This is a genomic window from Williamsia sp. z71, from assembly GCF_059553375.1.
The window spans coordinates 1-24,554 of sequence record NZ_JCANWX010000009.1 but is presented as its reverse complement, the minus strand read 5'-3'; the positions used below and the strand labels follow the sequence as shown (position 1 = coordinate 24,554).

Annotated in this window: 24 protein-coding genes; 11 read left to right on the top strand and 13 right to left on the bottom strand. The window is 65.6% G+C overall.

The annotated features are described in order from the left end of the window. Positions 1-68 precede the first annotated feature (68 nt). Positions 69-374, top strand: a complete 306-nt coding sequence (locus AC51GR_RS20810) for a chorismate mutase (RefSeq protein ID WP_496326561.1) — start codon at positions 69-71, stop codon at positions 372-374. Positions 375-514: 140 nt separating this feature from the next. Further along, positions 515-1,915, top strand: a complete 1,401-nt coding sequence (locus AC51GR_RS20805) for a sulfatase family protein (RefSeq protein WP_496326560.1) — start codon at positions 515-517, stop codon at positions 1,913-1,915. Positions 1,916-1,948: 33 nt separating this feature from the next. On the opposite strand, the gene AC51GR_RS20800 is transcribed toward AC51GR_RS20805, so the two are convergent. Further along, a complete protein-coding gene (locus AC51GR_RS20800; protein ID WP_496326559.1) occupies positions 1,949-3,445 on the bottom strand; it encodes an MFS transporter in 1,497 nt (498 codons plus the stop codon). 97 nt (positions 3,446-3,542) lie between these two features. Between AC51GR_RS20800 and AC51GR_RS20795 the strand changes: the two genes are divergently transcribed. Continuing rightward, positions 3,543-4,238 (top strand): TetR/AcrR family transcriptional regulator, encoded by a 696-nt coding sequence (locus tag AC51GR_RS20795; RefSeq protein ID WP_496326558.1) that lies wholly within the window; start codon positions 3,543-3,545, stop codon positions 4,236-4,238. A gap of 122 nt (positions 4,239-4,360) precedes the next feature. On the opposite strand, the gene AC51GR_RS20790 is transcribed toward AC51GR_RS20795, so the two are convergent. After that, on the bottom strand, positions 4,361-4,966 hold the full coding sequence (locus AC51GR_RS20790) for a hypothetical protein (RefSeq protein WP_496326557.1): 606 nt from the start codon (positions 4,964-4,966) through the stop codon (positions 4,361-4,363). An 81-nt stretch (positions 4,967-5,047) separates the two neighbouring features. After that, positions 5,048-5,473: a DUF1398 family protein gene (locus AC51GR_RS20785; protein WP_496326556.1), complete on the bottom strand. Its 426-nt coding sequence runs from the start codon at positions 5,471-5,473 to the stop codon at positions 5,048-5,050. Between the two features lie 156 nt (positions 5,474-5,629). Between AC51GR_RS20785 and AC51GR_RS20780 the strand changes: the two genes are divergently transcribed. Both AC51GR_RS20780 and AC51GR_RS20775 read left to right on the top strand, forming a co-directional pair. Then, on the top strand, positions 5,630-6,124 hold the full coding sequence (locus AC51GR_RS20780) for a MarR family winged helix-turn-helix transcriptional regulator (protein WP_496326555.1): 495 nt from the start codon (positions 5,630-5,632) through the stop codon (positions 6,122-6,124). A gap of 144 nt (positions 6,125-6,268) precedes the next feature. Beyond that, positions 6,269-6,997 carry a hypothetical protein gene (locus tag AC51GR_RS20775; RefSeq protein ID WP_496326554.1) on the top strand — a complete coding sequence of 243 codons (729 nt, stop codon included), beginning with the start codon at positions 6,269-6,271 and terminating at the stop codon, positions 6,995-6,997. Positions 6,998-7,010: 13 nt separating this feature from the next. On the opposite strand, the gene AC51GR_RS20770 is transcribed toward AC51GR_RS20775, so the two are convergent. Then, complete coding sequence (locus AC51GR_RS20770) at positions 7,011-7,949, bottom strand: formylglycine-generating enzyme family protein (protein WP_496326553.1); 939 nt, start codon at positions 7,947-7,949, stop codon at positions 7,011-7,013. A gap of 133 nt (positions 7,950-8,082) precedes the next feature. Here AC51GR_RS20770 and pgi point away from each other — a divergent pair, with 133 nt between their 5' ends. The 3 genes from pgi to AC51GR_RS20755 all read left to right on the top strand — a co-directional run bounded on the left by pgi (position 8,083) and on the right by AC51GR_RS20755 (position 12,175). Continuing rightward, positions 8,083-9,765, top strand: a complete 1,683-nt coding sequence (pgi, locus tag AC51GR_RS20765; RefSeq protein WP_496326754.1) for a glucose-6-phosphate isomerase — start codon at positions 8,083-8,085, stop codon at positions 9,763-9,765. Between the two features lie 59 nt (positions 9,766-9,824). Then, complete coding sequence (locus AC51GR_RS20760; RefSeq protein WP_496326552.1) at positions 9,825-11,129, top strand: hypothetical protein; 1,305 nt, start codon at positions 9,825-9,827, stop codon at positions 11,127-11,129. Positions 11,130-11,191: 62 nt separating this feature from the next. Continuing rightward, positions 11,192-12,175 carry a mechanosensitive ion channel family protein gene (locus AC51GR_RS20755; protein WP_496326551.1) on the top strand — a complete coding sequence of 328 codons (984 nt, stop codon included), beginning with the start codon at positions 11,192-11,194 and terminating at the stop codon, positions 12,173-12,175. Between the two features lie 3 nt (positions 12,176-12,178). Here AC51GR_RS20755 and AC51GR_RS20750 read toward each other — a convergent pair whose 3' ends face one another. The 5 genes from AC51GR_RS20750 to AC51GR_RS20730 all read right to left on the bottom strand — a co-directional run bounded on the left by AC51GR_RS20750 (position 12,179) and on the right by AC51GR_RS20730 (position 17,251). Continuing rightward, positions 12,179-12,712, bottom strand: coding sequence for a hypothetical protein (locus tag AC51GR_RS20750; protein WP_496326550.1), 534 nt, complete (start codon positions 12,710-12,712; stop codon positions 12,179-12,181). A 183-nt stretch (positions 12,713-12,895) separates the two neighbouring features. Next, positions 12,896-13,900: a pyridoxal phosphate-dependent aminotransferase gene (locus AC51GR_RS20745; protein ID WP_496326549.1), complete on the bottom strand. Its 1,005-nt coding sequence runs from the start codon at positions 13,898-13,900 to the stop codon at positions 12,896-12,898. After that, entirely contained in the window at positions 13,897-14,913 is a 1,017-nt protein-coding gene (locus AC51GR_RS20740; RefSeq protein WP_496326548.1) for a 3-oxoacyl-ACP synthase III family protein, read from the bottom strand. Before AC51GR_RS20740 ends, AC51GR_RS20745 begins: the two co-directional genes overlap by 4 nt. After that, positions 14,910-15,575 (bottom strand): SRPBCC family protein, encoded by a 666-nt coding sequence (locus AC51GR_RS20735; protein ID WP_496326547.1) that lies wholly within the window; start codon positions 15,573-15,575, stop codon positions 14,910-14,912. Before AC51GR_RS20735 ends, AC51GR_RS20740 begins: the two co-directional genes overlap by 4 nt. Then, the gene (locus AC51GR_RS20730; RefSeq protein WP_496326546.1) at positions 15,572-17,251 is read right to left on the bottom strand and encodes a thiamine pyrophosphate-binding protein; all 1,680 of its coding nucleotides are present in this window, start codon (positions 17,249-17,251) and stop codon (positions 15,572-15,574) included. The genes AC51GR_RS20735 and AC51GR_RS20730 overlap by 4 nt, the downstream gene beginning before the upstream one ends. Before the next feature lie 168 nt (positions 17,252-17,419). On the opposite strand from AC51GR_RS20730, the gene AC51GR_RS20725 reads away from it, so the two are divergent. Beyond that, entirely contained in the window at positions 17,420-18,853 is a 1,434-nt protein-coding gene (locus tag AC51GR_RS20725) for a sensor histidine kinase (RefSeq protein ID WP_496326545.1), read from the top strand. On the opposite strand, the gene AC51GR_RS20720 is transcribed toward AC51GR_RS20725, so the two are convergent. Then, complete coding sequence (locus AC51GR_RS20720; RefSeq protein ID WP_496326753.1) at positions 18,806-19,477, bottom strand: response regulator transcription factor; 672 nt, start codon at positions 19,475-19,477, stop codon at positions 18,806-18,808. The two genes, AC51GR_RS20725 and AC51GR_RS20720, sit on opposite strands and share 48 nt — an antisense overlap. Before the next feature lie 128 nt (positions 19,478-19,605). Here AC51GR_RS20720 and AC51GR_RS20715 point away from each other — a divergent pair, with 128 nt between their 5' ends. After that, the gene (locus AC51GR_RS20715) at positions 19,606-20,982 is read left to right on the top strand and encodes a cytochrome P450 (protein ID WP_496326544.1); all 1,377 of its coding nucleotides are present in this window, start codon (positions 19,606-19,608) and stop codon (positions 20,980-20,982) included. Here the strand turns inward: AC51GR_RS20715 and AC51GR_RS20710 are convergent. From AC51GR_RS20710 to AC51GR_RS20700, 3 genes are read right to left on the bottom strand one after another with little or no spacing between them, the layout of a single operon-like run. Next, a complete protein-coding gene (locus AC51GR_RS20710) occupies positions 20,941-21,681 on the bottom strand; it encodes an SDR family oxidoreductase (RefSeq protein WP_496326543.1) in 741 nt (246 codons plus the stop codon). The two genes, AC51GR_RS20715 and AC51GR_RS20710, sit on opposite strands and share 42 nt — an antisense overlap. 10 nt (positions 21,682-21,691) lie before the next feature. Further along, positions 21,692-22,747: a Ca2+-dependent phosphoinositide-specific phospholipase C gene (locus AC51GR_RS20705; protein WP_496326542.1), complete on the bottom strand. Its 1,056-nt coding sequence runs from the start codon at positions 22,745-22,747 to the stop codon at positions 21,692-21,694. Continuing rightward, a complete protein-coding gene (locus AC51GR_RS20700; protein ID WP_496326541.1) occupies positions 22,744-23,634 on the bottom strand; it encodes an Fpg/Nei family DNA glycosylase in 891 nt (296 codons plus the stop codon). The genes AC51GR_RS20705 and AC51GR_RS20700 overlap by 4 nt, the downstream gene beginning before the upstream one ends. Positions 23,635-23,659: 25 nt before the next feature. Between AC51GR_RS20700 and AC51GR_RS20695 the strand changes: the two genes are divergently transcribed. After that, positions 23,660-24,406, top strand: a complete 747-nt coding sequence (locus AC51GR_RS20695) for a 3'(2'),5'-bisphosphate nucleotidase CysQ (protein ID WP_496326540.1) — start codon at positions 23,660-23,662, stop codon at positions 24,404-24,406. Positions 24,407-24,554 lie beyond the last annotated feature (148 nt).

Here is a 24,554-nt window from a genome sequence, read left to right as displayed (position 1 = left end):
CCGCTGTGGACAGATGCACAACGACCACTCTTACCAGCGTCACCACCGTGCGTGGCACACTTGGGCCCGTGACTGCTGACCAGCCGATCGACCTGTCCGGCCTTGATCTCGGGTCTGACGTGGGAGATCTCCCCGAGGACATCGATGACCTGCGCCGCGAAATCGACCGTGTCGACGCGATAATCCTCGCCGCGATCAAACGACGGACCGCGGTGTCCAAGCGCATCGGACAGACCCGGATGGCTTCCGGCGGTACCCGCCTCGTACACAGTCGTGAGATGAAGGTGCTCGACCGGTTCAGCGAGCTCGGGCAGGAAGGCCACACCCTGGCCATGTTGCTGTTGCGTCTGGGCCGCGGACCGCTCGGACGCTAGCGAGGGGGGTCGCGCCAGATTCGGATCACGACGAATCCAAGTGTGGTCTCCCCCGGGGTGTTGCCTGCAGGATTGGTCGACCCGGGGGGAACGGATCTCCTCGACGCGATCGGATCCGAACCCGGACACAGGAGTGGTGAATGGCCGAGAACGTACTGCTGATCCATTGGCACGACCTCGGCCGGCACCTCGGCTGTTACGGGGCCGGGGGCGTCGACAGTCCGACGATGGATGCGCTGGCTTCTCAGGGAATCCGATTCAGCAATGCCCACGCCACGGCACCGCTGTGCTCACCTGCCCGCGGTTCGCTGTTCACCGGGCGATACCCCCATTCCAACGGTCTGACCGGTCTGGCCCACCACGGATTCGAATATCACGACGACGTCCGGACACTGCCGGAGATCCTCGGCGAGAACGGCTGGTACAGCGCGCTCTTCGGGATGCAGCACGAGTCGAGCGACCCGGAGCGCCTGGGCTTCGACGAGTTCGACATCTCCGATTCGGAGTGCGACTACGTCGCGGCGCGGTCACAGGAGTGGTTGCGCACCGTGGGCGTCGACGAACAGCGCCGCCGGCAGCCGTTCCTGCTGACGGCCGGCTTCTTCGAGACCCATCGGCCCTATCCGCCCGAGGACTACGTGCACGCCGATCCGAAGAATGTGTCGGTCCCGGCCTTTCTGCCCGACGCCCGGCCCGTTCGTGAGGATCTCGCGGGACTGCTCGGTTCGATCACCAAGGCCGATGCCGCGGTGGGCCGATTACTGGACACCCTCGCCGAACTCGGCCTCGATAGCACCACCTGGGTCGTGTTCGTCACCGACCACGGCCTGGCCTTTCCCCGCGCCAAATCGACGCTGTATTCCGAGGGCACCGGAGTGGCGCTGATCGTACGGCCGCCCACCGGCCGCAACATCACACCGTTCGTCTACGACGACCTGTTCAGCGGCGTCGACCTGACACCCACCCTCCTGGACCTGCTGGGTGTCGAGATCCCTGAGGCGGTGGAAGGGTTTTCACACGCCGAGACGATCACCGGCATCGCCTCGGCCACCGTGCGCGACGAGGCGTTCACCGAGAAGACCTACCACGACAACTTCGATCCGATCCGGGCGATCCGCACCGATCGGTACAGCTACATCGAGAACTACGCCGATCGACCGGCCCTGAGTCTGCCGCTGGACATCCGCGACAGTCCGTCGGCCAGGGCGCTGGACGGTTCGCAGGATCTGCCGCGGGCCCCACGGGAGTTGTACGACCTGCTGGCCGATCCGCTGGAGTTGAACAATCTGGTCGACGATCCTCGCGTCGCCGACGTGCTCGCCGACCTCCGCGAGCGCCTGAACCGGTGGCGCACCGACACCGCGGACGTGTTGCCCACCGAAGCCGAGGGCAACAGGTTCGCGCTGGAGTTCATGGCCCGCTATCGCCGTCAGCTCGACAAGATCGACGAACAGAATGCGGAGCGGTCGCTGCCGTCTCGACGGCCCCGGGCCAGCGAGCGCGAACTCCGCGGCAGGCCGACGACCGCCGAACGGCCCTGACCGTGGTCTTCGGCATCTGCCGGAGACTTCGGGTCAGTCGGAGATCACCGCCTCACCGCGGGGCAACAGCAGTCCGACGGCGACGGCGGCCGCCAGCACCCCGACAGAGCCGGCGATCAGCGCGATCTGCAGACCACTGACAAATGCCGAATCCGCTTGTGCGGCAACCTGACCACCGGCGTGGACCGCTCCGGCGAACGACTCCTTCGCCTTCTCCACCAGACCGGCCGGCGCTCCGGGCAGCTCGAGATGGTTGCGGTAGCCCTGCGTCATCAGGCTGCCGAGTACGGCGATGCCGAGGGCTCCACCTACCTCTCGGGACAGATCGTTCATCGCCGACGCCACACCCTGCTGCGCCGCCGGAAGCGCGCCGGTGATCGCACTCGTCGCGGGCGTCATGGCGGTCCCCATCCCGATCCCGAGGGGGATGAGCCCGGCGAGCATCACCCAGTACGAGGTTCCGACGCCGAGTTGCGAGAGGACTGCCAGTCCGGCGGACACCAGGACCAATCCGGTGACGCACACCGGGCGCGTGCCGAACTTGTCGACCAGCTTCGGTGACAGTCGTGCCGACGGCATCATCACCGCGGCCATCGGGAGCATCTGGATCGCGGACATCAGCGCCGACCCGCCCCGCACGATCTGCAGGTATTGCAGCACCACGAAGATGAACCCGAAGAATGCGAAGAACTGCATGAAGATCGACAGGCTGCCGGCGCTCAGTCCGCGATGGCGGAAGATCCGCGGATCGAGCATCGGAACCTTCCGACGCAGTTCGAATCCGATGAACAGGGCCAGGATCACCAGTCCACCGACGATTCCGGTCAGTGTGCGCGCCGAGAGCCAGCCCGCCTCGGGTGCTTCGATGATCGAGTACACCAGCACGACGAGTCCGGCGATCGACAGCACCGCACCACCGATGTCGAGCCGGGGGGCCTCAGCGTCGGCCGACTCGGGTACCACCCGCCACGCCGCGATCAGCGCGACCGCCGCCAGTGCCACGTTGAGACCGAAAACCGAACGCCACGACCAGAACTCGAGCAAGATGCCCGAGCACAACAAGCCCAGGATGGCGCTGCCTCCGGCCACACCGGCCCAGATACCGACGGCCTGCGTCCGCTTCTCGGCCGGGAAGGTCCCGGTGATGGTCGACAACGTCGCCGGCATGACCAGCGCCGCCCCGAGGCCCAGAATCGCGCGCAGCACGATCAGTTCTTCTGCCGAGGTTGCCGCCATCGCGACCACCGAGCCCACGCCGAAGATCGCCAGTCCGGCGATCAGGGTTTTGCGTCTGCCGTAGCGGTCCCCGATGGCTCCGGCGAGCAGCAGGAACGAGGCGAAGATCAACGAGTAGGCGTCGATGATCCAGGACAGCTGCGTCTGATCGGCGTGCGTGGCGCGGGCGATGTCCGGCAGGGCGACGTTGAGCGACGACATGGCGGCGACAACGGCCGCCAGGGCGATGCACACCACGACCATGATGGCGCGCGTATTGAGCGGCTTCGGTGTGGTGAGAGGTGTGGTTGTCATGGCGTCCGGCTTTCGGAGGTATCCGGGTGAAACCTGATTCTGAATAACGTTCCAATGATTTGGAATGTCACTCCAAAGGATGGCATATACTGGTCGGGTGGGCAAGAGTGAACCAGAACCGAGAAGCCGGAGAACCAGTCGGCAGCGGGAGGCCGGTGCGGCCACCCGGGCGCAGACCCGGCGCCGGGTGCTGGACGCGGCCATCGAGGTGTTCACCGAAAGTGGTTATGCCGCTGCGACCGTGGCAAAGATCGCCGATCGCGCAGACGTATCGGTACAGAGCCTGTACTCGTCATGGGGCAGCAAACGCGGCCTGTTGCGCGGAATGCTGGAGTCGCAGGTGATCGGGCACCATCCCGGCTCGGTCAACCCCGACGACATGCCGCCGGCCATTCTGGGCAACTTCGATCCGGTCGCCGCCGGGCCCCGGGACCTGATCGCGCACCTGACCCACCAGTTCCGGCTGCTCGCCGAACGCGCCGCCGTCGGCTTCCGGACCTATGCGCAGGCCGCCGCGGTCGACCCCGAGGCCGCCGACGACTGGCAGTCGCTGATGGAGATCCGGCGGATGAGCATCCGCAATCTCCTGACCAATCTGGACCCGGCTGCGCTACGACCCGGATTGACACCGGAGGCCGCCGGGGACACGGCCTGGGTGATCGCCAGTCCGCAGACCCATCAGCAGCTGGTGGACACCGGCGGATTCACCTACGACGAGCTCGAGGACTGGATCCGGGTGACCCTCACCCGCGCCCTGCTGCCCGACATTCCTGACCGGGGCCACCGCAGCTGACAGCTGTCTCGGTCGGGGCCTTTGCCCGCCGCCACAAGCGGCCACTCGCCGACTGGCGTATCGACGGGCATCGTCACGATTCAGGTCGTCCGGTCGGCTGATGCGCCGCGCCATCGGAGGATTCATACCGCAACCCGGGTCGAGGTCGGCGACGAAGCGCCGGCGATGACGCGGGTGCGCTTGGCGGCAAAGAGGATCAACGCCGCGGGGATGATCCAGTTCAGCAGAAGCCCCCCGGGGTGGTCCCCCGCGATCGTCGTGGTTTCCGCCGACATTCCGGCGACAGTGTGAGCAACCGCGGTCACGAATACGACTGCGGCCCAGAGCAGGCTGATGGTTCGGTTCTTGGCCCGGAAGATGGGTGAGTTCCACACGGCCGCATCAACGGTATCGCGAGCGTATTGCTCGGTGAACGGAATTGTGAAGGCAGAGATGGCCATGACGATGGCCAGCACATAGGTCGACCCGCCGCGCCCGAAGTTGACCAGGAACTGATCGACCCGGTCGCTGCCCACGGTGCCGACGGCGGCGATGACACCGAACGTCAGAACTCCGGCGATGTCGAGAATTTTCCAGCTGCTTCGGATGGCCTCGACGATGGTCAGTGCCAGGGCAACCGCCGCCGCCAAACCAGCTGCCAGAGCAACGTGGTCGGCACCGAACCTCTCCGCGGCGACCGAAAAAAGGATCCACGGGGCGAATCCGATGAGCATCGACTTTCCGTTCATGATTTCTGTCCTTCGAAGTGTTGGTGGTCGCGTGTCGAGGAACCTCGGCTCGTGAATGTCATTGCTGCGAGGTTGTTTTGGTCAGTTGTGCGACGGCAGCGTGGCCGGTTGGTAAATCTCGCGATACTGTTCGCCGGCCGGCGCGTGGTAGGTGCATACGCGTTCGCCGAAGTCGACCTCGAACCGCATCACACCCGCCGACCAGATCGAGTCCACGAACTCCGGGAAGGTGCTCCGCCCGGCCTGATTGGTACGTATTGCTTCCACGACTGCCGCCTCGTCGTAGGCCGGAATGTCGACGACATCCTCCCCGGCCGTCGTGCCGGGCTGCAGAACAGAGCCGGTCGCCGTCACAAACGCGCTCGCGCGCGAGTTGACGTCAAAGTAGTACCGAGTCACTCCCGCCTGCCTCAAAGCCTCTGCCCAATAAGGGAACCCACCGACCGCAGGGCGTAGGTCAGTCCCGCGCCGCTGGGCCGCCACGACGGTGTCAGTGCTTGTACTCATGGAAATCCTCCTGTTTTCCGGAATTACTGCGAAGAGATGTGACGTGATGGAACCAAAATAAGATTCTGACAACTTATTGTCAAGATGTCGCATGGTTACCATTTTGGATTTTCCGGACATATCCGATGTCTCTTGGCATGCTGGTACCGTTCGTCCATGGTCAATGACGCGTCGACGGAGATGGGGATCCTGTACTCAGAGTTGTTCGAGGCGGCCGGAGTCGGTCGCCGTCTCGGCGAGAGCATGGCTGCCCAAGAAGGCCAGACCCAGAGCCACTGGCAGACCATGTGGGTGATCGAGACGGCCCCGCTGACAGTTCCCCAGATCGCTCGCCGCCTTGGTGTCACCAGGCAAAACACCCAGCGCGTCGCCGCCGAACTCGAACGCGAGGGCTTTGTCGAGTTCGCACCGAACCCGGACCACAAGACATCACCGCTGGTTCAGTTGACCGCCCAGGGACGCGACACCCTCCATCGGCTCGACGAAAATGCCGCCCACTGGCATGCCGACATGCTCAAAACCTTCACGATCGACGACGTCGCCGCCCTGCGCGCCCTGCTGCAAAAATTCGTGGCCGTCAACAAGCAGTCGCTCGAACGCTCCGCTCCGGATGCCCACTCCAGAACACGACGTCGCGCGGCGACACGATAAACCTCGCCGGCGCCCAGACTCGTTTGACGCCGGCGTTGTGCCGGAATTCCGTCAGGGTGCTCATCGTCTCCTCACAGACGCCTGCCAGGTTCGGAGACGACAGTGGTGGTCAGTCAACGAACTCCGAGACGGGCGAGGTGCACCATGCCGGACAACGCCGCCATCAGCGGGCTCGGCACCGACGTCGTCGTGTCGGTCGCCGACCCGGCGCTGCTCGACCGCGCCGTCGAGCACACCGCGGCGGTCGCCGCCCGCCTCGATACCACCGTCAACCGCGACTGCGGATCCGCCGAGATCGAGGCGGTCGATCTCGCGAACGGCCAACCCGTACTCGTCTCGTCGCTGCTCGATCAGCTGATCATCGAGGCCCTCTACTTCGCCGATCTGACCGACGACGCATCGGGCGTGGTCCACTGCCCGGACACCGATCCGCCGATCCCGGCGTGGCACCGAGTTCAACTCGGACGGGGAACGGTGACCATCCCGGCCGGAGGTCGCCTCGAACTGATGACCACGGCCCGCGCGTTCCTCGCCGACCGGACCAGCCGACTGCTGACCGACACGCTCGGCGGCCCGGTGACGATCCAGGTCGGCCCGGTGACCTCCTCGGCGGGCGGCGCACTCGCCCAGGTGAGCTCCGCCGACCTGGCGGCCATCGATCCGTGCCGGACGGCGACGATCCTGGACCGTGTCAGCGTCGTCGCGGACAGCGCGGCCCTGGCCTTCGCAGCGGCGGTCATGGCCCACCGTCATCCCGACGACGCGGCCGGATGGCTCCACGATCACGTCCGGGCGGCAAAACTCGACAGCCGCCGGCACACGGTGACCACGGTCGGGGCCTGGCCGGTCGCCGACCATGCGCTGGTGGCCTGACCGATCGATTGGTTCAGGTACCTTCCGCGGGCGCGCCGACCGTGCGAAAACCGGCGTTGCCCATCGAGGAGACCGGCGTGTTGTGTGAGCGGGCGGAGTTCCGGTACCGGTTGCAGTACGAGTCGTGGCACAGGTAGGAGCCGCCCCGCAGAACCCGCGACCGGCCCCGTGGCGGTCCTTGCGGGTCCTGGTGGTCGGCGTTGCGGTAGTACCGCGGATCGAAGCGGTCGGCGCACCACTCCCAGACGTTGCCCGCCATCTGCCACAACCCGAATCCGTTGGGCACATAGCTGCGCACCGGCGCCGTCCCGAGGTATCCGTCGTCCGCCGTGTTGCGGTCGGGAAAATCCCCCTGCCAGATGTTGCACAACCAGCTGCCGTCGTCCGCCATCAACTCATCACCCCAGGGATATCGGGCACCGGCCAGGCCCCCACGGGCCGCGTACTCCCATTGCGCCTCGGTGGGCAGGCCGCGGCCGGACCACTGGCAATAGGCCTGGGCATCAACCCAACTGATGTGCACCGCGGGATGATCATCGAGGCCGTCGACACCCGAGCCATTCCCGAACGGCGCACGCCAGTTCGCGCCCGCCACGGCGAGCCACCACGGCGCATCGGGGTAGCGATCGATCACCTCGCCTCCCGGCGCGACGAGCAGGTGGAACACCGCCGAGAAACCCTGTTGCTCGGCGACCGTCAGATAGCCGGTCTGCCCTGCGAACTCCGCGAAGTCCGCGATGGTGACCGGGTGTGTGTCCATCGTGAACGCACTCACCGACACCTCGTGCAACGGCAGTTCGCCGTCGGCGGCGAACCCGTCGCCGGTGTGGTCGCCCATCACGAAATCACCGGCCGTGATCGCCACCTGCGGGACCCGGTGAATGCCGGTGGCCTCGATCGCCGGTGTCGCATCGTCCTGACCCGACCCGGAGGCAGGTGTGCAGCAGCTCATGGAACCCGATGCTAGGCCGCTTGATCGAGTCGGTGTGCTCGCCGCCACCCGAGATGAACAGTCTGACTAGGCTGATGGTCGAGGTACGGCAGTGAAGAAGCACATTCGCACCACCGATGAAGGGGCTGTCACGATGACGAGCGTTCCGACTGAGCCAAACCGAAAGTTCGATCTGACCGGGTCACAGCCCTGGCAGGAACTGTCTGCGCATCAGCCACATGTGTACGCGATGCATCTGCGGGAGATCTTCGCCGTCGACCCCACGCGCGGAAGCGATCTCACCATCGACGTCGGCGATCTGCACATCGACTATTCCAAGCATCGGGTACTGCGCGAGACCCTGGACCTGCTGCTCGATCTGGCCCGCCAGACCGGCGTCACCGAGAAGCGCGACGCGATGTTCTGGGGCGAGCACATCAACACCTCCGAGGACCGCGCGGTCCTGCACACCGCACTGCGACTCCCCCGCGATGCCACCCTCAAGGTCGACGGCCAGGACGTGGTCGCCGATGTCCACGCAGTCCTGGACGCGATGGGCGAGTTCACCGACAAGCTGCGGTCCGGGGAGTGGAAGGGCCACACCGGCAAGCCGATCAAAACCGTGGTGAACATCGGTATCGGCGGTTCCGACCTCGGCCCGGTGATGGTCTACAAAGCGCTGCGCCACTACGTCGACACCGACATCCGCTGCGAGTTCGTCTCCAATGTCGATCCCGCCGACCTGGTCGCCGCACTCGACGGGCTCGACGCGGAGACCACGCTGTTCATCGTCGCGTCCAAGACGTTCACCACCCTCGAGACGTTGACCAACGCCTCGGCGGCCCGGACGTGGCTGCTCGAGAAGCTGGGTGCCGGCCCCGAGGCCGTTGCGAAACACTTTGTCGCAGTGAGCACCAACGCCGAGAAGGTCTCCGAATTCGGGATCGACACCGCCAACATGTTCGGCTTCTGGGACTGGGTGGGTGGCCGATACTCGGTGGATTCGGCCATCGGGCTCTCGGTGATGGCGGCGATCGGCAAAGAGTCCTTCGCCGAGTTCCTCCACGGATTCAACATCGTCGATCACCACTTCCTCACCGCGCCACTGCATCAGAACGCGCCGGTGATCCTGGGCCTGATCGGGTTGTGGTACTCCAACTTCTGGGACACCTCATCGCGGGCGGTCCTGCCCTACTCCAACGACCTGGCACGCTTTCCCGCCTATCTGCAGCAACTGACGATGGAATCGAACGGCAAATCGGTCGACATCGAAGGCCATCACGTGACCACCAACACCGGTGAGATCTTCTGGGGCGAGCCCGGTACCAATGGACAGCACGCCTTCTATCAACTGCTGCACCAGGGCACCAGGATGATCCCGGCCGATTTCATCGGCTTTGCCGAGCCCACAGACGATCTGCCGACCGCCGATGGCACCGGCAGCATGCATGACCTGCTGATGAGCAACTTCTTCGCACAGACCAAGGTGCTGGCGTTCGGCAAGACCGCGGACGAGGTCGCCGCCGAGGGTGTCGACCCACATGTGGTCGCACACAAGGTGATGCCGGGCAACCGTCCGACCACATCGATCCTGGCGCCCAAGCTCACCCCGTCGGTTGTCGGGCAACTGATCGCACTCTACGAACACCAGGTGTTCGTCGAAGGTGCCATCTGGGGCATCAACAGTTTCGATCAGTGGGGTGTCCAACTCGGGAAGACCCAGGCCTCCGAGCTGTTGAAGACGATCACCGAAGCCGATTCGCCGCGGACCCAGGATGATTCGTCCACCGATTCGCTACTGCGCTGGTATCGAACACATCGCGGCCGCAACGCATGAAACGCAGGGGAAGGTCCGGCGATACCACCCGCCCCGGGGTCCGGAGCGAGCGACTCGGTGTGCCAGATGACATCTTCTGGCGGACCCATCAGGGCCTGGGCCTTCCCCTCTACATGCAAGGACTCTGGCGTTTCGAGGCGGTTCTGACCGCGGCCGACCTCGAGCCGGCGCATCGCGCCTTGGCGATCGGCCCACTGAACCGGCGGGTCGTCCGGCCGCGGATCTGGCCCGCCCGCAACGCCTTTGTCCCCGACGCCGAGGTGGCACCGATCTACGAAGAGCCCGGACCCCTGGCTCCGGGGACCATCACCGCCTGGGCCGACGAGCGCGGGAACACCGATCTCGACATCGGTTCGGGTCCGGTGTGGGAGTTGTCGGTCGCCCGGCTCGAGACCGGCGGCAGCATCGTCTCGCTGGTCTGCTCGCACGTGGTCGCCGACGCGCGATCACTGGTGGTGGCCGCCGGTATCGCCGCGGACCAAAGCACCGCCGCACAGCAGCTTTCCGGGACGACCGGGTCCCCGTCGTCACCCGGGCTCGTCGATGATCTCCGGGACGCAGCCTCGCAGCTCCGGATCGTGGTCGGCGGCGTCGCGCGAAGTCTCTGGAAGGGCTGCCGGGATCGAGAGCACCGCGCCGAGCTGTTCGCTGCCGCCAAACGCCCTCCCGCTGGGCCTTCCAAGGCCTTCGGGTCACCGCAGTGGCGAGAGCCGACAGCCATCTTCTCCGTGGATGCCGCCGCCTGGACCGCGACCGCCACGCAGCACGGTGGCACGCCGAATACCCTGTTCACGTCGCTGATCGGCGAACTCGTACTGCAGATCCGGGGTTCGGGCCCCGTTGATCTCTCGATACCGGTTGCCCAGAGCGGCGGCGAGGCAAACTCTCTGGCGGCCGCCGCGATCGCCGTCAGCTCGATCGACGAATGCCATGACCTGCCCCTGCTACGCCGGCGGGCCCGAGCCGGTTACGCCGCAGCCGGCGCCGAGTCCGGGATGGGACCGCCGGCGGGCATGCCCGCCGAACTGTTGCAGGTCATCGGACACCGCGCCGCGCATGCCCTCGTACCCGACCCTGGCTCGCGAGATGGTCTGGCCTCCAACCTCGGTCGGCTCGACGGCATCCTGTCGATGCTGGCCGGTCATCGCGGCCAGGTGATCGCGGCCCGCTCCGTACATCCGAGACTGGCCGCCCAGGCCACGCGGACGACGCGGACGTCCGTGTCCGGCTGGGCGGCGACGTCGGATGGGGTGATCACCATCGCCCTGGCGATCCCCGACCCGGCAGTTGCAACCAGTGACGACCTACATGAATTGATCAACAAGGCACTCGGACACTGGGAACTGGCCGCGACCTATTGGTGATCGACCCCGACTTTGCATCGCGGCGTTTGGACAGATGACACAAAGTACGTACGGTCAGATGAATGACTGCCCAACCCCTGAGCACTCTGGCGAGCTCGTACTCCGCGTTCGAATGGACTGAGACCAACCGACTTTGGCTCATCGAGAACCCGATCCGCATAGTCGTGTACATCGTTGCCGGACTGCTCGCCCGGTATGTCGCGAACCGGGTGATCGACCGGGCCACGCGGCGTCCACCGGCGGACTCCCGCAACCCCCACGCACAGCCGGCGCTGCTGCGGCACCTCCGGGAACGGACACCCAGGTCCCTGCGGGATCCGAAGGTCGCGCAGCGACGTCAGCAGCGCGCCGAGACCATCGGATCGGTCCTCAAGTCGACGGCCTCGATCGTGATCCTGGTCTGGGTGGTACTGACCTGCCTGAGCGTTCTCGAGGTCGACATCGCCCCGTTCCTCGCCTCCGCCGGGCTCGTCGGCCTCGCCATCGGCTTCGGCGCCCAAAATCTGGTGAAAGACTTCGTCTCCGGCGTGTTCATGCTGCTCGAGGACCAATACGGGGTCGGTGACATCGTCGACCTCGGTGAGGCGATCGGCGAGGTCGAATCGGTGGGCCTGCGGGTCACCACCGTCCGCGACATCGACGGCACCCTCTGGTACGTCCGCAACGGCGAGATCATCCGGGTCGGCAACATGAGCCAGGACTACGCCGTGGCGCGGATCGAGATCCCGGTGGCACACAACGTGGACCTCGAACGCGCTCAGGAGGTCGCCCTCGAAGCAGCGCAGCAGGTGGTGGCCGACGAGTCGGTCGCCGACGATGTCCTCGGACCTCCGGAAATGCTGGGTGTCCAGGACATCTCGGCGGACATGGTCACCTTGCGCATCCTGCTCAAGACCCGGCCGAATGCCCAATGGGCGCTACAGCGACGGATCCGGAAGGAAATCCTGGCCGCCTACGAGGCCAACAACATCCGGCTCCCCTACCCCAGCGTCCGGGAGTTCGGCCCCTCGGCCATGTCCGGTGGTGTGGCGCAGGACGACGAATAGTCCTCAGTTCCAGCGAGACTCGTCGAACAGCTCGTCCGGGATCGGGTCGCCGGGCTCCACGCCGAGCACTTCCAGCCGGCCCATCATGACCGCGGCCAGGGCGACGTGGGTCACGATGTCGCGGGGCTCGCTGACCCGCACATCGGGTGCACCCCCGATGAATTCGAGTTCGAGGGTGGGAGCGCACGTCCCCATCGGCAGGCTCTTGTGCCCGGTCTCGGCGAGCCAGGCCTCGAACCCCGCGCCGTCAACGGCCTCGACGATGTCGCCGTTGTCGACGGCCGCCATCACCTCCGACAGCGTCGCCAGCTCTCCGCTCTCCCCGGTCGACGGATCGAAGCCGACCACCTGCTGTGGATCGACTGCGGGGTCGTTGTCGAGGGTGAAGTACAGAACGCCGCGCCAATCGCCGGCGTAACAGGTGATGTCGTCCCGACCGAAGATGTCGGACAGGAGGTCACTCATCGTGACCTGCATCTCGTATCCGTACAACTGGAACGCGCCGCGTCCGTGGACCTCGCCATCATCTTTTGCCATGGGTGTCAGCCTACGTCCTCCACCCCGAGCCGTTGACCACATCCGGTCGGCAGGTCCGCGTACACCATCCGACGCCCCGGCCCCCACCGCCGACCGTGCCGAAATCACCGCCGACCGTGCCGAAAACGACTGTATTTCAGTGTCTTTGGAACTCATACTTGTCCAACGTCAGAGATGCACACCTCACGCACTGACCGACTGCTCCTCGGTCAACGCCGCGACCACCGAATCCGTCGCGGCCCGATCGCCGACGGTGATCCGCACGCCGCGCAGTGCACCGGGCACCGCGCACACCTTCGCCGCCACACCGCCGCACCGCAGTTCGGCGGCCAGTTCCTGCGGCCGTTCCGACGGTACGAACACATGGTTCGCCTGACTCGCCAGGCTCGTGATCCCGATCTCCTGCAAGCCGGCCCGCAACCGGGTCCGCTCGTCACGGACAACCCGGACCCGTTGCCGTAGTGCGTCGGTGGCTGCCAACGCCGCAGGTACGGCAAGCGCTGCCGCCGATCCCACGGCGAACGGAACTTCGAATCGGCGCACCTTCTCGATCAGCGGCGCACCCCCGACCGCATAACCGACCCGCAGTGCAGCGAGTCCGTGCGCTTTGGAAAATGTGCGCAGCACAATGACATTCGGGTGATGGAGCAGCAACAGATGCAGGTCTGGTGTGTAGTCGGCGAACTCGAAGTACGCCTGATCCAGGATCACCACCACGTCCTTGGGCACGCGGCGCAGAAAGCCGTGCAGTGCGGGCTCATCGATGACCGATCCGGTGGGGTTGTGGGGCGAACACAGCACCACCACCTTGGTCCTGGCCCCGATCGCTGCCGCCATGGCCCGCAGGTCCGTGCCACCGTCCGCACGCAATCCGACCGCGTCGACATGCACATCAGCGAGATCCGCCAGGATCGGGTAGCCGTCAAAAGTCGGTGTCGCGGTGAGCATCCGACCACCGGGCGGACAAAATGCCTGCAGAACCTGGTACGCCAGGCCGGTCGCGCCGGCTCCGATACTGACCCAGTCGCCGGGCACACCGAGGTGATCGGCCACTTGAGAACGCAGGGTGTCCGGGATGAACTCCGGATACCGGTTGGCGCTGCCGACACACTCGTGTAGGGCTGCCGCAACACCGGGCAGGGGCGGATAGGGACTTTCGTTGAGATTCAACGGGATCAGCGCGGTCATCGCCCACCCCATCGGATCGCGGTGGCAGCCGCATAGTCACCGGCGTGGGCGAAGGCCGCCATCAGCACGATGTCGCCGGCCTGGATGCGGCCGTCGGTGATCGCCGTGTCGAGCGTCAGTGGCACACCCACGCCGAACAGATTCCCGCACTCCTCGAACGTATCCGGATGACGCTCCTTCGGCAGTTCCAGGGCGTCGCGCCAGTTGCGCAGGAAGATCCGGTTGGGCTGATTGGTGACGAACCAGTCGACGTCTTTGGTCGCGACCCCGATCTTGTCTGCAACGTCGTAGGCGACCTCCGGGACCAGCCGATTGCCGCGTGCGAGGACCTTGGAGATCTTGGTCTCGGTGAATCCGATGTGCACCTGACCCGGGCCGGCCTCCCAGTACTTTCGTTGGGGGTACGCCACCGACGTCATGTCACCGGCGTACTCGCCGTAGGACCGGCAGGTGGTGGCCAGGATCGGGGAGTCATCGCTGATCTCCAGCAGCGCCACACTCGATCCGTCACCGGGAATCGACGCCTGCGGTTTGCCGCGGACCTGATCCTGGACGAAGACCTGGCCGGCGCTGTTCTGGGCATTGGCTATCAACGCTTTTCGGGCACCCGAGGCGATCATCAATTGTTGGGCCATCTTCATCATGTGGATGAACGATGCGCATCCGCCGTTGTGGACGTCGATCACCCACTCCGGTTTGATGCCGAGTCGCTGCGAGACCTCCCCACCGCATCCCACCACCGGGAGTTCCGGCAGCTGACTGTGTGTGATGAGGATGTCGACGTCGTCGAGGACCTCGGACCCGCGCCGGTCCAGCAGTCCGGACATCGCGCGTTCGATCATCTCGGCCGAGGTCTCATCCGGATCCGCATGGTGCCGGTACTCCGGCGCCCGGAACATCAGGTTGTCTGCCAGATCATCGGATTCGGCATACTGGGCGAAATACGATGCCGGGACCCGGTTCTCGGGCAGGTAACTGGCGACATCGACCAGGGAGACTGTCGGGGGTGTCATCGGCTCATCCATTCTGGCTTGATCGGCAATCCGTTGTGATTGCGGTATTCGGCAATGGCTTTGAGGTTGTCCATCTCGAGTTGGTGTCCGGCGGAGAACATGTCCCAGAAGTCGCCGACCCAGACCGGACGCTCCGGCGGGGCCGTCTCCGGATAGCCGTTGTCGTCATAGAACGGGTGTTTGCAGTTGTTCCACAACACCACCGACCCCGGCTTGTTCAGCACCACCTGCGCATCGACCACGCGCATCAGATAGATCATCCACAGGTGTTTTCCCTGGTCCCAGGCGCAGTGGTAGTCGACGGTCATGGCGTCGGCGTGGGAGACCGTGCGGGTGAAGCACTTGGTGTCGTCGCCGAGGCGGTCCTGCGAGACCCACAGCCCCGGTTCGTCGGTAGGTGTGAATCCCCGCAGGCTGTAGGTCCACTCCTCCAGGGATCTGGTGTCGGAGAGCCAGTCGAAGAGCTCGCGCGGCGGCGCATCGACGTAGGCCTGAACCGGGCAGAACTCACCGAACACCTGGTCATGGGGGTACACCGACCGGAGCATGTCCAGGATGATCGGGGTCGCCTTCTTCCGGTCATGGGTCTCGATCCGGTGCAGACCCGGGAGGCCTTCGGCATTGTGGCCGAGGTCTTCCAGCGCGGGCAGGGTGACGGTCATCGGTTCTCCTCGAGTGTTGTACGGGCGGCAAGAAACGGGGCAAAAGGTGGGAGTTCGTCCGGATCGGTCTGCACCACGAGGCAATGTGGGCCGTCTCCGTCGAAGGCGGTGTCGCCGCAGGCAAGCAGCTCGGTACGTGACCGGGCGCCACCGACGGTCAGGGAGGGGAACATCGCGGAGAGTCCGGCCTCGAAGTCGGTGGGCCGAAACCGATTGACGCTCGGGGTGTTCGGGAAGTAGAGCTGTTCACGGGTCACACACATTCCGTGGGCATTGTTGTTGAACAGGACAACGGTCAGCGGCAACCGGTGTTCGATGGCGGTGTGGATCTCCATGCCGTGCATGAGAAATGCCCCATCTCCGGCCAGGACCACCGAACGACGACCGGTGACCATCGCGGCGCCGATCGCGGCGCCGAAGGCGTATCCCATGCCGCCCATACCGAGCGCGACGACAAATCGTCCGCCGCGGTCCACCGGCAGGTGATGGATCGCCGCCGCGCCGACATTACCGGCGTCGGCAAAGACGTTGGAACCCAGCGGTATCCGATCTCCGATGGTCTGGATCACCTGGATGGACGTCAGCAACCCGGCGCCTCCGGGGCTCACCCGCGCCGGGGTCGGCAACGCTTCGATCCCGGGCCTGACCCTTCTCGTCCGGCCCCCTCCGGTGTCGATGTTCTTGGTGATGACCTGCACCGCCCACCGTAGGTCGGCGATCTGGACATGGGTGTCCACATCGATCGTCGGCGACTCGGCGCCGAGGTGGATGACGATGGTGTCGCCGGTATCGAGGCCGGCCCGGTCGGTCAGGCTCAGGCGGCTCCCCAGCACCAGCAGGACGGCCGACTTCGCGACCGCGGCCGCTGCCGACGGGTGTCCCATCACACCGGTCAGTCCCACCGTCGGTACGCCCGAACCGAGGACGTCGCGACCACCCGGTGTGGCGGCCAGGACCCCCTCGGCCGCGGTGACCAGGTCGGCCAGGTCATCTCCGAGCTGTTGCCGGGACGCCTCCTCACCGGCCAGGACCGTGACCGCGCCGCGCGCTTCGGACAGCGTTGCGGCGACCTCTTCCAGCTCCGCGACCGGTGCGACGGTGCGGTCGGGAACACATCGAAGCCGTGGGCGGTCGACGACCAGGGAACTCTGGACATCCTTCGGGATGATCAGTGCGACCGGGAGATTGGCCGCGAGAACTTCTTCGGCGGAGTTGAGGGCCGCATGGATTTGCTGCGGCGCATCGATTTTCAGACACAAACCGGTCACGGCCGAGAATATCGACATGGCATCGATGGTGTCCGGCGGACTGAGCATGTCCTGAAAGCCGCCGTGACCCTCGAGTACGGTGGGAGCCGAACCGATCAAAGCCAGCACCGGTACCCGGCTGTCGAAGGATTCGGCCAGTGCCGCAACCACATTCATCGCGCCGCCACCGGAGGTGGTCATCACCGCCGCCGGCTTCCCGGTGAGCCGGGCGGCCCCGTCGGCCATGGTCCCCGCCGAGAATTCATGTTTGGCCACAACGGGTTCGACGTCGGAGCCGGCCAGTGCCGCGGCGTACAGGTCTTCGATGTTCGCACCGTGTACGCCGAATATCCGATCGACACCGAGGGCACCGAGCCTCCGGATGATCACGTCGGCAACCGTTGCCTTCGCGGACTGTGGATCTGTCATGAACCAACCCTGCGCCCGCCGGCCTGAAGGGTTCCTGAAAGCGTTCCCCTGGTATCTGCCGATCGGCGGACATACTCTGGGGACTACCCGCAGCAACAGCTGGAAGGCCTGCCGATGGCCAGGACATGCAATGTCCGCGCGATGTTCCGCCGGAATCAGGGAGTGCGAATGCGCTCCACGATCGTGGCGACCTGCATCGTTGCCATCGCCATGTTCGTCGGCGCCGTCATCATGTTGTTCATGTTGCAGCGGTACCAGGACCGACAGATGTACGAGTCCACCGGCACCCGGTCGTATGACATCGCGCATCAGATCAACGAGGGAGGTCTGGACTCGGTGGATCCTGATCTCCTCTTCACCACAACAGGTATCGACATCATCCAGGTCGTCGACCAGAACGGTGTCGTGGTGGCCGGCAGTCCAGGTGCCACCCAGGAACCGATCTCGACGGCGGCCCCGGGGTGGTGGCGGACGCAGCGGATCGACGACGTCGACATACCCGGGCGATCCGGACACTACTGCGGGCAGATCACCGGTGCCCGATACGACGGGATCGGCTACAGCGTCATCACGGTCGTCTCCACCAAGGTGTACGCATCGGCATTGCTGAATACCGCCGCCATCCTGGCCATCGAGTTCCCGATCGTGATCCTGATCGCCGGAGCCGCCATCTACTACTTCGTCGGCCGCGCCCTGGCCCCGGTCACCCGCATCACCAAGCAGGTATCGGCGATCACCAGCTCGGACCTGAGCCGCCGCGTCCCGGTGCCCTCGACCGACGACGAGGTGACGACGCTGGCGGTCACCATGAACACCATGCTCGACCGTCTCGAAAAGAGCCGGGCCAGCCAGCTCGAGTTCGTCGGCGACGCCTCACATGAGTTGCGGTCGCCACTGACCACCCTGGTCGGCATCCTCGACCTGGCCGACGACACCGATTCACCGATCGACGTCGACACGGTCCGCACGATCCTGTTGCCCGAAGCCCAGCGGATGAACACCATGGTCGCCGACCTACTGCTACTCGCCCGCGCCGACGAACGCGGTATCCCGCTGACGGTCGACGAGGTCGACCTCGACGACATCGTCGGTTCAGAGGTCCAGCGACTCCGGTCGCTCGGCCTGGCAAAGGTGGTCGCCGACGTCACACCGATCCGGGTCATCGGCGACTCGGACAAATTGCAGCGGGCGATCCGTAATCTGACCGACAACGCGGCCCACCACGCGAGCTCCACGATCACCATCAAGATGAAAAAGGACAACGACCGCTCCACCACGACCATCGAGGTCAGCGATGATGGGCCCGGTGTCCCGGAAGCTGTCCGGGACAAGATCTTCGACCGGTTTTACCGACACGAACTCGATCGTGGCCGCCATCAGGTCGGGTCGGGTCTGGGACTTCCGATCGCGATGGAGATCGCCCGCGCACACGGCGGGACGATCACCGTCACCGAGGCGCCGGGAGGCGGCGCATGCTTCGCGATGACGATTCGAACCGAGACCACGGTTCCACCGGTGGACGATCCCACCCTTCGCGACAGCCGAGAAGGCACACTAGCCGTCGGCCAGACAATACCCGGCACCCCGGACCGTCTGAATTGAGTTGGCGCCGAACGGGATATCGATCCGTTTTCGGAGATATCGGACGTACACCTCGACGATGTTCACATCACCGTCGTAGTTCACGTCCCAGATCGCCTGCATGATCTCCGTTTTGGTGACCACCCGACCCTTGTTGCGCATGAGGAACTCGAGCACCGAGTACTCACGGGGGGTCAGTTTGATCGGGACGTCGCCGCGATGCACGCCATGATCGGACGGGTTGAGGCGCAGCGACCCCGCGGACAGGACCGCGGGCCGCTCCCGGACCCCCCGCCGCAACAATGCCCGCAATCGCGCCTTGAGAACAACCACAGAAAAGGGTTTGACCAGGTAGTCGTCGGCTCCGTAGTCGAGCGCCTCGGCCTGGTCGTACTCGCCATCCTTTGCCGAGAGCATCAGAACGGGGGTCCACACATGCCGGCCGCGCAATTCTTTGATGACCTGATAGCCGTTCAGCTTCGGGAGCATGATGTCGAGCACGATCACGTCGAAGTCGTTCTCCGTGCCCTGCCACAGCCCCTCGGCACCGTCGCGGGCGATGACCACGCTCCAACCATCGCTGACCAGCATCCGCCGGACCGTCTCGGCCGCGCGAACGTCATCCTCGACCACGAGAACACGCACCACCAAGCCTCCTCCGCGCTGACCAACGCGATTCCAGCGTACTTCGGCCGGTCCCTGCAGACCGTTGACACCGAACACCTACCGATCGACACCCATCAGCACGAGAACCCAGATCGAAAGGATCAACCATGAGCAAAGTCTTGTCCACGCCACCTCCCGGTTCCGGATTGCGCGCGGTTCTCGGCCCCCGAAGCCTCCCGCTGGTCTCCACGGTCAGACTGGTCCGCCGACCGGCGGATCTCGCGGTCTCACTCCGCCGGGACCACGGCGACATCGCGCTGACCACTGCCCTGCGCCGCAACATCGTGGTGGCACAGGGGCCGGCCGCCGCCGAAGAGCTGACATTGAACCGCCACAAGGCGTTCTCCACGGAGCCCGTCTACGGGTTTGCGCTGGGACGATTCTTCCAGCGGGGAATCCTCCTGATGGACTTCGAGGAGCACCATAGGGATCGGCGGATCATGCAAGAGGCGTTCACCGCCGACCGGCTGACCGCCTACCACCGGGACGTCGAGGCAAAGGTGCGTCGGTCGATCCGGGCGCTTCCCGTCGGTCCTGCCGTCGACCTGCGCACGGAGTTCAAGAACCTCACGTTGGACATCGCCCTGGAGGTGTTCGCCGGTGTCGAACTCGACCGTGCCGAGGCGATCGAGCTCAACCGCGCCTGTGTCGACCTGATCGAGGCCGGCGGAGCATTGGTCCGCTTCCCGATACCGGGACTTCGGTGGAGTCGTGGCCTGTCGTCCCGCCGACGGCTCGAGACGTTCTTCGGTGACCTCGTCACCGCGAAGCGGACCGGCGACGGGGACGACCTGATGTCCGAACTGTGCCGCGCGGAGGTGGACGGTCATCGACTCAGTGACGATGCGGTGATCGACCACATGATCTTCATGATCTTCGCGGCCCACGACACCGCGACCATCGCACTGACGGCCACCGCCTTCGAACTCGCGAAGAGCCCCACGTGGCGCGATCGGGTACGGACCGAGATGCAGGCGCTACCGGAGACGATCACCTACGACGACCTGGCCTCGATGCCGCTGGCGGAACGTGTCATGAAAGAGGCGATCCGGTTACGACCACCGGTCCCGGTGCTGCCGCGCGCGGCCGTGAAGGACACCGAACTGTGCGGTCACCACATCCCGGCCGGGACGTTTGTGGTGGTCCTGGTGGGGGCGAACCATCGCATCGACGACGTGTGGCCCGACCCGGGCCGCTTCGACCCCGACCGTTTCCTGGTTTCCGAACGCGAGGCCGGCAGGCATCGGATGGCGTGGATGCCGTTCGGCGGCGGGGTGCACAAATGCCTGGGCATGAACTTTGCCCGGATGGAGGTCCTCACGGTCATGCACCGCATGCTGCGTGAATTCGACTGGTCGGTGCCACCGGACTTCTCGATGCCCGCCGCAGACCGCTCACTGACGGTGAACACCGGATTCCCGGCGACGATCTGCCGACGCCGATCAGACCATCCGGCGGGTGATCGCGGCCGGCAGATGGCGTAGGGCCAGGTCGACCGCGGTCCACGGCCAGCGCGGTACCACCGCCCGACCGCGTTCGGACTCGATGGCCGCGACCAGCGCCGCCACCCCGGTATCGCGGTCGGTCATCATCTTCGATTTCACCCCGGCGTTGATGTCGGTGGCGATGTAGCCGGGCAGGATCACGCTGACCTTGATGGGCGAACCGGCCAGTTCCGCCTGCAGACCCTCGCCCAGTGCGGACAGTCCGGCCTTGGACGCCGAATACGCGGCCTGGGCCTTCGGGAGTCCGTGTACCGCGCTCATCGAGCTGATCAGCACCAGATGTCCGGAGTTCTGCGCCCGGAAGATCTCCATCGCGGCCTCGATCTGCGCCAGCGCCCCGATCAGGTTCGTCCGCACGGTCTCGAGGTTGGCGTGGGCCTTGCCCGTTCCGATCGGCGCGCCCTTGCCCAGGCCGGCGTTCACGATCACCCGGTCGAGTCCGCCGAGCTCATCACGCAGGGCACCGAAGACGACCGGGACGGCGTCGACGTCGGTCACATCGAGCCCGGCCACCGCGATCTGCGAGGCCTGCCCGCCGAGCTCGGACTTCAACTCGTCGAGCCGCTCGGTCCGCCGTGCGCACAGCGCCAATGCACGCCCCTGTGCCGCATACGTTTTGGCCATACCCTCGCCCAATCCCGAGCTGGCACCGGTGATCAATATCCTGTTACGGCTCATGGCAGGCAACCTACCCTTCGCCGATGCCGGCCGCAGTCACCGGATTCGGTCGCACCGCCGACCCGCCCGGCAGCCGGGACACAAATGTGCCGTCGCCCCAACGGAACGCCAACCCGGGCACCGGGAAGTCGGTGCTGATCATGTGGGCACCGGAGGCCAGCGCCAACATCGGGCGCCGGTGGTCATCGGCTTTGGCGGTCGAGACCGGGTCATCGGATCGGGTCCGGACCAGATATCCACGATTCACCAACTCACGAATTCGGAGGAAGCCCTGACCGCGGGGATCGTTGTGCATCATGAACGCCGAATCCGGTTGTCCGGGAGGTGGAGTCGTGAACGCGACGCGGCCTTCCAGACTCGGCCTGCCGATCCGGTAGTTGTCGCGGATGTAGGTGCGGTCGCCGTAATCGAAGAAAACCAGGACAGTTCCGCGGACGTCGTCCACCGCGGGCCATCCCGAGCCCAGCACGGCCTGTTCCAGGGTGGGCGCGGTGCCGCGGACGCGGTCGGGTGTGAGCAGCGCCGACTCGTCGAAGACCGACCGGATCTCCACGTCGAGCAACTCGAGTATCTCCGGTGTCCACCGCGGCACCCGCGCACCTCCGAACAGCACGGTCCGGGGCCAGGGGCCCTTGAGCTCGAGTTGGATCACCACCGGGACATGACCGGGATGCGCGGCCGACCAGCGCCGCACCGTCTGCAGGGCACCCCGCAGCGTCGGACAACTCGTCCGATAGTCGGCATCGGGGGCGTGCATGATCTTGAAACCCGGTTCGTCCCACAGGGATTCGGGCCGGGGTCCCCGTCCCCGCCACGCCCGCGCCACCGGTTGCCGGTATCGCCCGCCCTCGGGATCGGGGTAGACGTCCAGTTCGATCCCCCTCACGTTCTGCTCACCGAGCTGCCGATCGAGCGGAAGGTGTTCGTAGCGGTACGAATCCAGATTCGATCCCATCAGCACACCGAATCGCTCGTCGGGCGCCATCAACCGGTGCGACGAGTTGTGGGTGGCCATGAACTGGATCTCGCCCAGCCGCAGACCCGCCGGAAGGCGGTCGCGACTCACTTGAGCAATCTCGACATCCGGCGATCGGCCAGGACCTTGCCACCGGTCTGGCAGGTCGGGCAGTACTGGAAAGATCGGTCGGTGAAGGAGACCTCCCGCACGGTGTCACCGCAGATCGGGCAGGGCAGACCGGTGCGGGCATGGACCCGCAGACCGGACCTCTTCTCCCCCTTGAGTTTTGCCACCTCCTGGCCCTCGAGGCGCCCGATCGCACCGCGCAGGACCTCACCGATCGCCGAGTACAGCGCGTCGACCTGTTCGGGGGTCAGCGTTTTCGAGGTCGCAAAGGGCGACAACTTGGCGGTGTGCAGGATCTCGTCGCTGTACGCGTTGCCCACACCGGAGAGGATTCTCTGATCGGTCAGCACCGTCTTGATCCGCGCCCCCGAGGTTTTCAGCAACTCTGCCAGTTCGTCTCGGTTCAGCGACAACACATCGGGACCGAGTGTCTTGATCCGTTCCACTTCGGCGGGGTCCCGGACGATCCAGACCGCCAGCCGTTTCTGGGTGCCGGCCTCGGTGACGTCGAATCCTTCACCGGGCAGACCGCAATGCACGCGCAGCGCGATGGGCCCCTTGCCGCCCGGACGTGGTGGCGCCGGGGACAGATTCTCCGACCACCGCAGCCAACCCGCCCGGGACAGATGGATGATCAGGTGGATCGGTCCGTCGCCGTCGGCCCCGTCACCCGATGCGGCGGTGGTGATGACCAGGTACTTCCCGATCCGGGTCACCGATTCGATGATCCGTCCCGCCAGCGCCGTATACGGCGGATCGGCGGTTTTGAGCACCGCCAGCGACGCCACGTCGACGCGACGAATCGGTAATCCGGCAGCCCGGCCGTCGACATAGTCGGCGATCGCCTGCACCTCAGGTAACTCAGGCATGAGGACAGTATGTTCTAGTAACCAGATGCGCTCCAGTGGTTCGGTGACCGATGCCGAGTTGGCCAGGATGTTGGCCGAAGGCGCCGGGAAGATCCTGGTGGACATCCGGTATCAGCATCTGCTGAGCGGATATCTGCTCGGCGATGTCGGTGATGCAATGGCCCAGGCCTGGATCGGTGCGGTTCTCTCCCAGCACCGTCCGGCCGACGCGGTGCTCTCGGAAGAGGCCACCGACACCGGCAAACGACTCACCTCTGACCGGGTCTGGATCATCGACCCGCTCGACGGCACCCGGGAGTTCGCGTCCGGACGCAACGACTGGGCCGTCCACATCGCCCTGGCCATCGATGGTCAGCCCGCGGACTGTGCGGTCTCGCTGCCGGCCACCGGCGAGATCTACACGACCGACACCGTGCCGACCGTCACCGGTGAGCTGACCGGCCGTATGGTCGCCTCCCGCGGTTGGGCCTCCTACGAATCCGGCCACGTCTCACAGCGCCTCGGACTCGACATGGTCCCGATCGGTTCGGCGGGCGCCAAGGCCATGGCCGTCGTCCGCGGTGACGCCGATGCCTACGTCCACGCGGGCGGGCAGTACGAATGGGACAACTGCGCGCCGGTCGGGGTGGCCCAGGCCGCCGGACTGCATTGCAGCCGCATCGACGGCACCGAACTCGAATACAACCGCCGCAGCCCGTTCATGCCCGACTTCGTCATCTGCCGCTCAGAACTCCGCGACCCGATCCTGTCCGCCCTCGCCGAGATCGCCTGACCCCAACCCCCGACCCCCAACCCCCGATGATGTGCCCTCAGTGTGACTCTTGTGTTGCCGCCTGAGCGGTGGTTGGGTCCTGGTCACCTGGTGTTTGGCTCTTGATGTGCCTGCCGGCATCGCATTGATGCGCATGTCTGGTCTTGCA

Coding starts and splice junctions, on each gene's coding strand:
- AC51GR_RS20805 (WP_496326560.1), top strand. CDS start 515: ATGGCCGAGAACGTACTGCTGATCCATTGGCACGACCTCGGCCGGCAC.
- AC51GR_RS20800 (WP_496326559.1), bottom strand. CDS start 3,445: ATGACAACCACACCTCTCACCACACCGAAGCCGCTCAATACGCGCGCC.
- AC51GR_RS20790 (WP_496326557.1), bottom strand. CDS start 4,966: ATGAACGGAAAGTCGATGCTCATCGGATTCGCCCCGTGGATCCTTTTT.
- AC51GR_RS20785 (WP_496326556.1), bottom strand. CDS start 5,473: ATGAGTACAAGCACTGACACCGTCGTGGCGGCCCAGCGGCGCGGGACT.
- AC51GR_RS20780 (WP_496326555.1), top strand. CDS start 5,630: ATGGTCAATGACGCGTCGACGGAGATGGGGATCCTGTACTCAGAGTTG.
- AC51GR_RS20775 (WP_496326554.1), top strand. CDS start 6,269: ATGCCGGACAACGCCGCCATCAGCGGGCTCGGCACCGACGTCGTCGTG.
- AC51GR_RS20770 (WP_496326553.1), bottom strand. CDS start 7,949: ATGAGCTGCTGCACACCTGCCTCCGGGTCGGGTCAGGACGATGCGACA.
- pgi (WP_496326754.1), top strand. CDS start 8,083: ATGACGAGCGTTCCGACTGAGCCAAACCGAAAGTTCGATCTGACCGGG.
- AC51GR_RS20755 (WP_496326551.1), top strand. CDS start 11,192: ATGACTGCCCAACCCCTGAGCACTCTGGCGAGCTCGTACTCCGCGTTC.
- AC51GR_RS20750 (WP_496326550.1), bottom strand. CDS start 12,712: ATGGCAAAAGATGATGGCGAGGTCCACGGACGCGGCGCGTTCCAGTTG.
- AC51GR_RS20745 (WP_496326549.1), bottom strand. CDS start 13,900: ATGACCGCGCTGATCCCGTTGAATCTCAACGAAAGTCCCTATCCGCCC.
- AC51GR_RS20740 (WP_496326548.1), bottom strand. CDS start 14,913: ATGACACCCCCGACAGTCTCCCTGGTCGATGTCGCCAGTTACCTGCCC.
- AC51GR_RS20735 (WP_496326547.1), bottom strand. CDS start 15,575: ATGACCGTCACCCTGCCCGCGCTGGAAGACCTCGGCCACAATGCCGAA.
- AC51GR_RS20730 (WP_496326546.1), bottom strand. CDS start 17,251: ATGACAGATCCACAGTCCGCGAAGGCAACGGTTGCCGACGTGATCATC.
- AC51GR_RS20725 (WP_496326545.1), top strand. CDS start 17,420: ATGCGCTCCACGATCGTGGCGACCTGCATCGTTGCCATCGCCATGTTC.
- AC51GR_RS20715 (WP_496326544.1), top strand. CDS start 19,606: ATGAGCAAAGTCTTGTCCACGCCACCTCCCGGTTCCGGATTGCGCGCG.
- AC51GR_RS20710 (WP_496326543.1), bottom strand. CDS start 21,681: ATGAGCCGTAACAGGATATTGATCACCGGTGCCAGCTCGGGATTGGGC.
- AC51GR_RS20700 (WP_496326541.1), bottom strand. CDS start 23,634: ATGCCTGAGTTACCTGAGGTGCAGGCGATCGCCGACTATGTCGACGGC.
- AC51GR_RS20695 (WP_496326540.1), top strand. CDS start 23,660: ATGCGCTCCAGTGGTTCGGTGACCGATGCCGAGTTGGCCAGGATGTTG.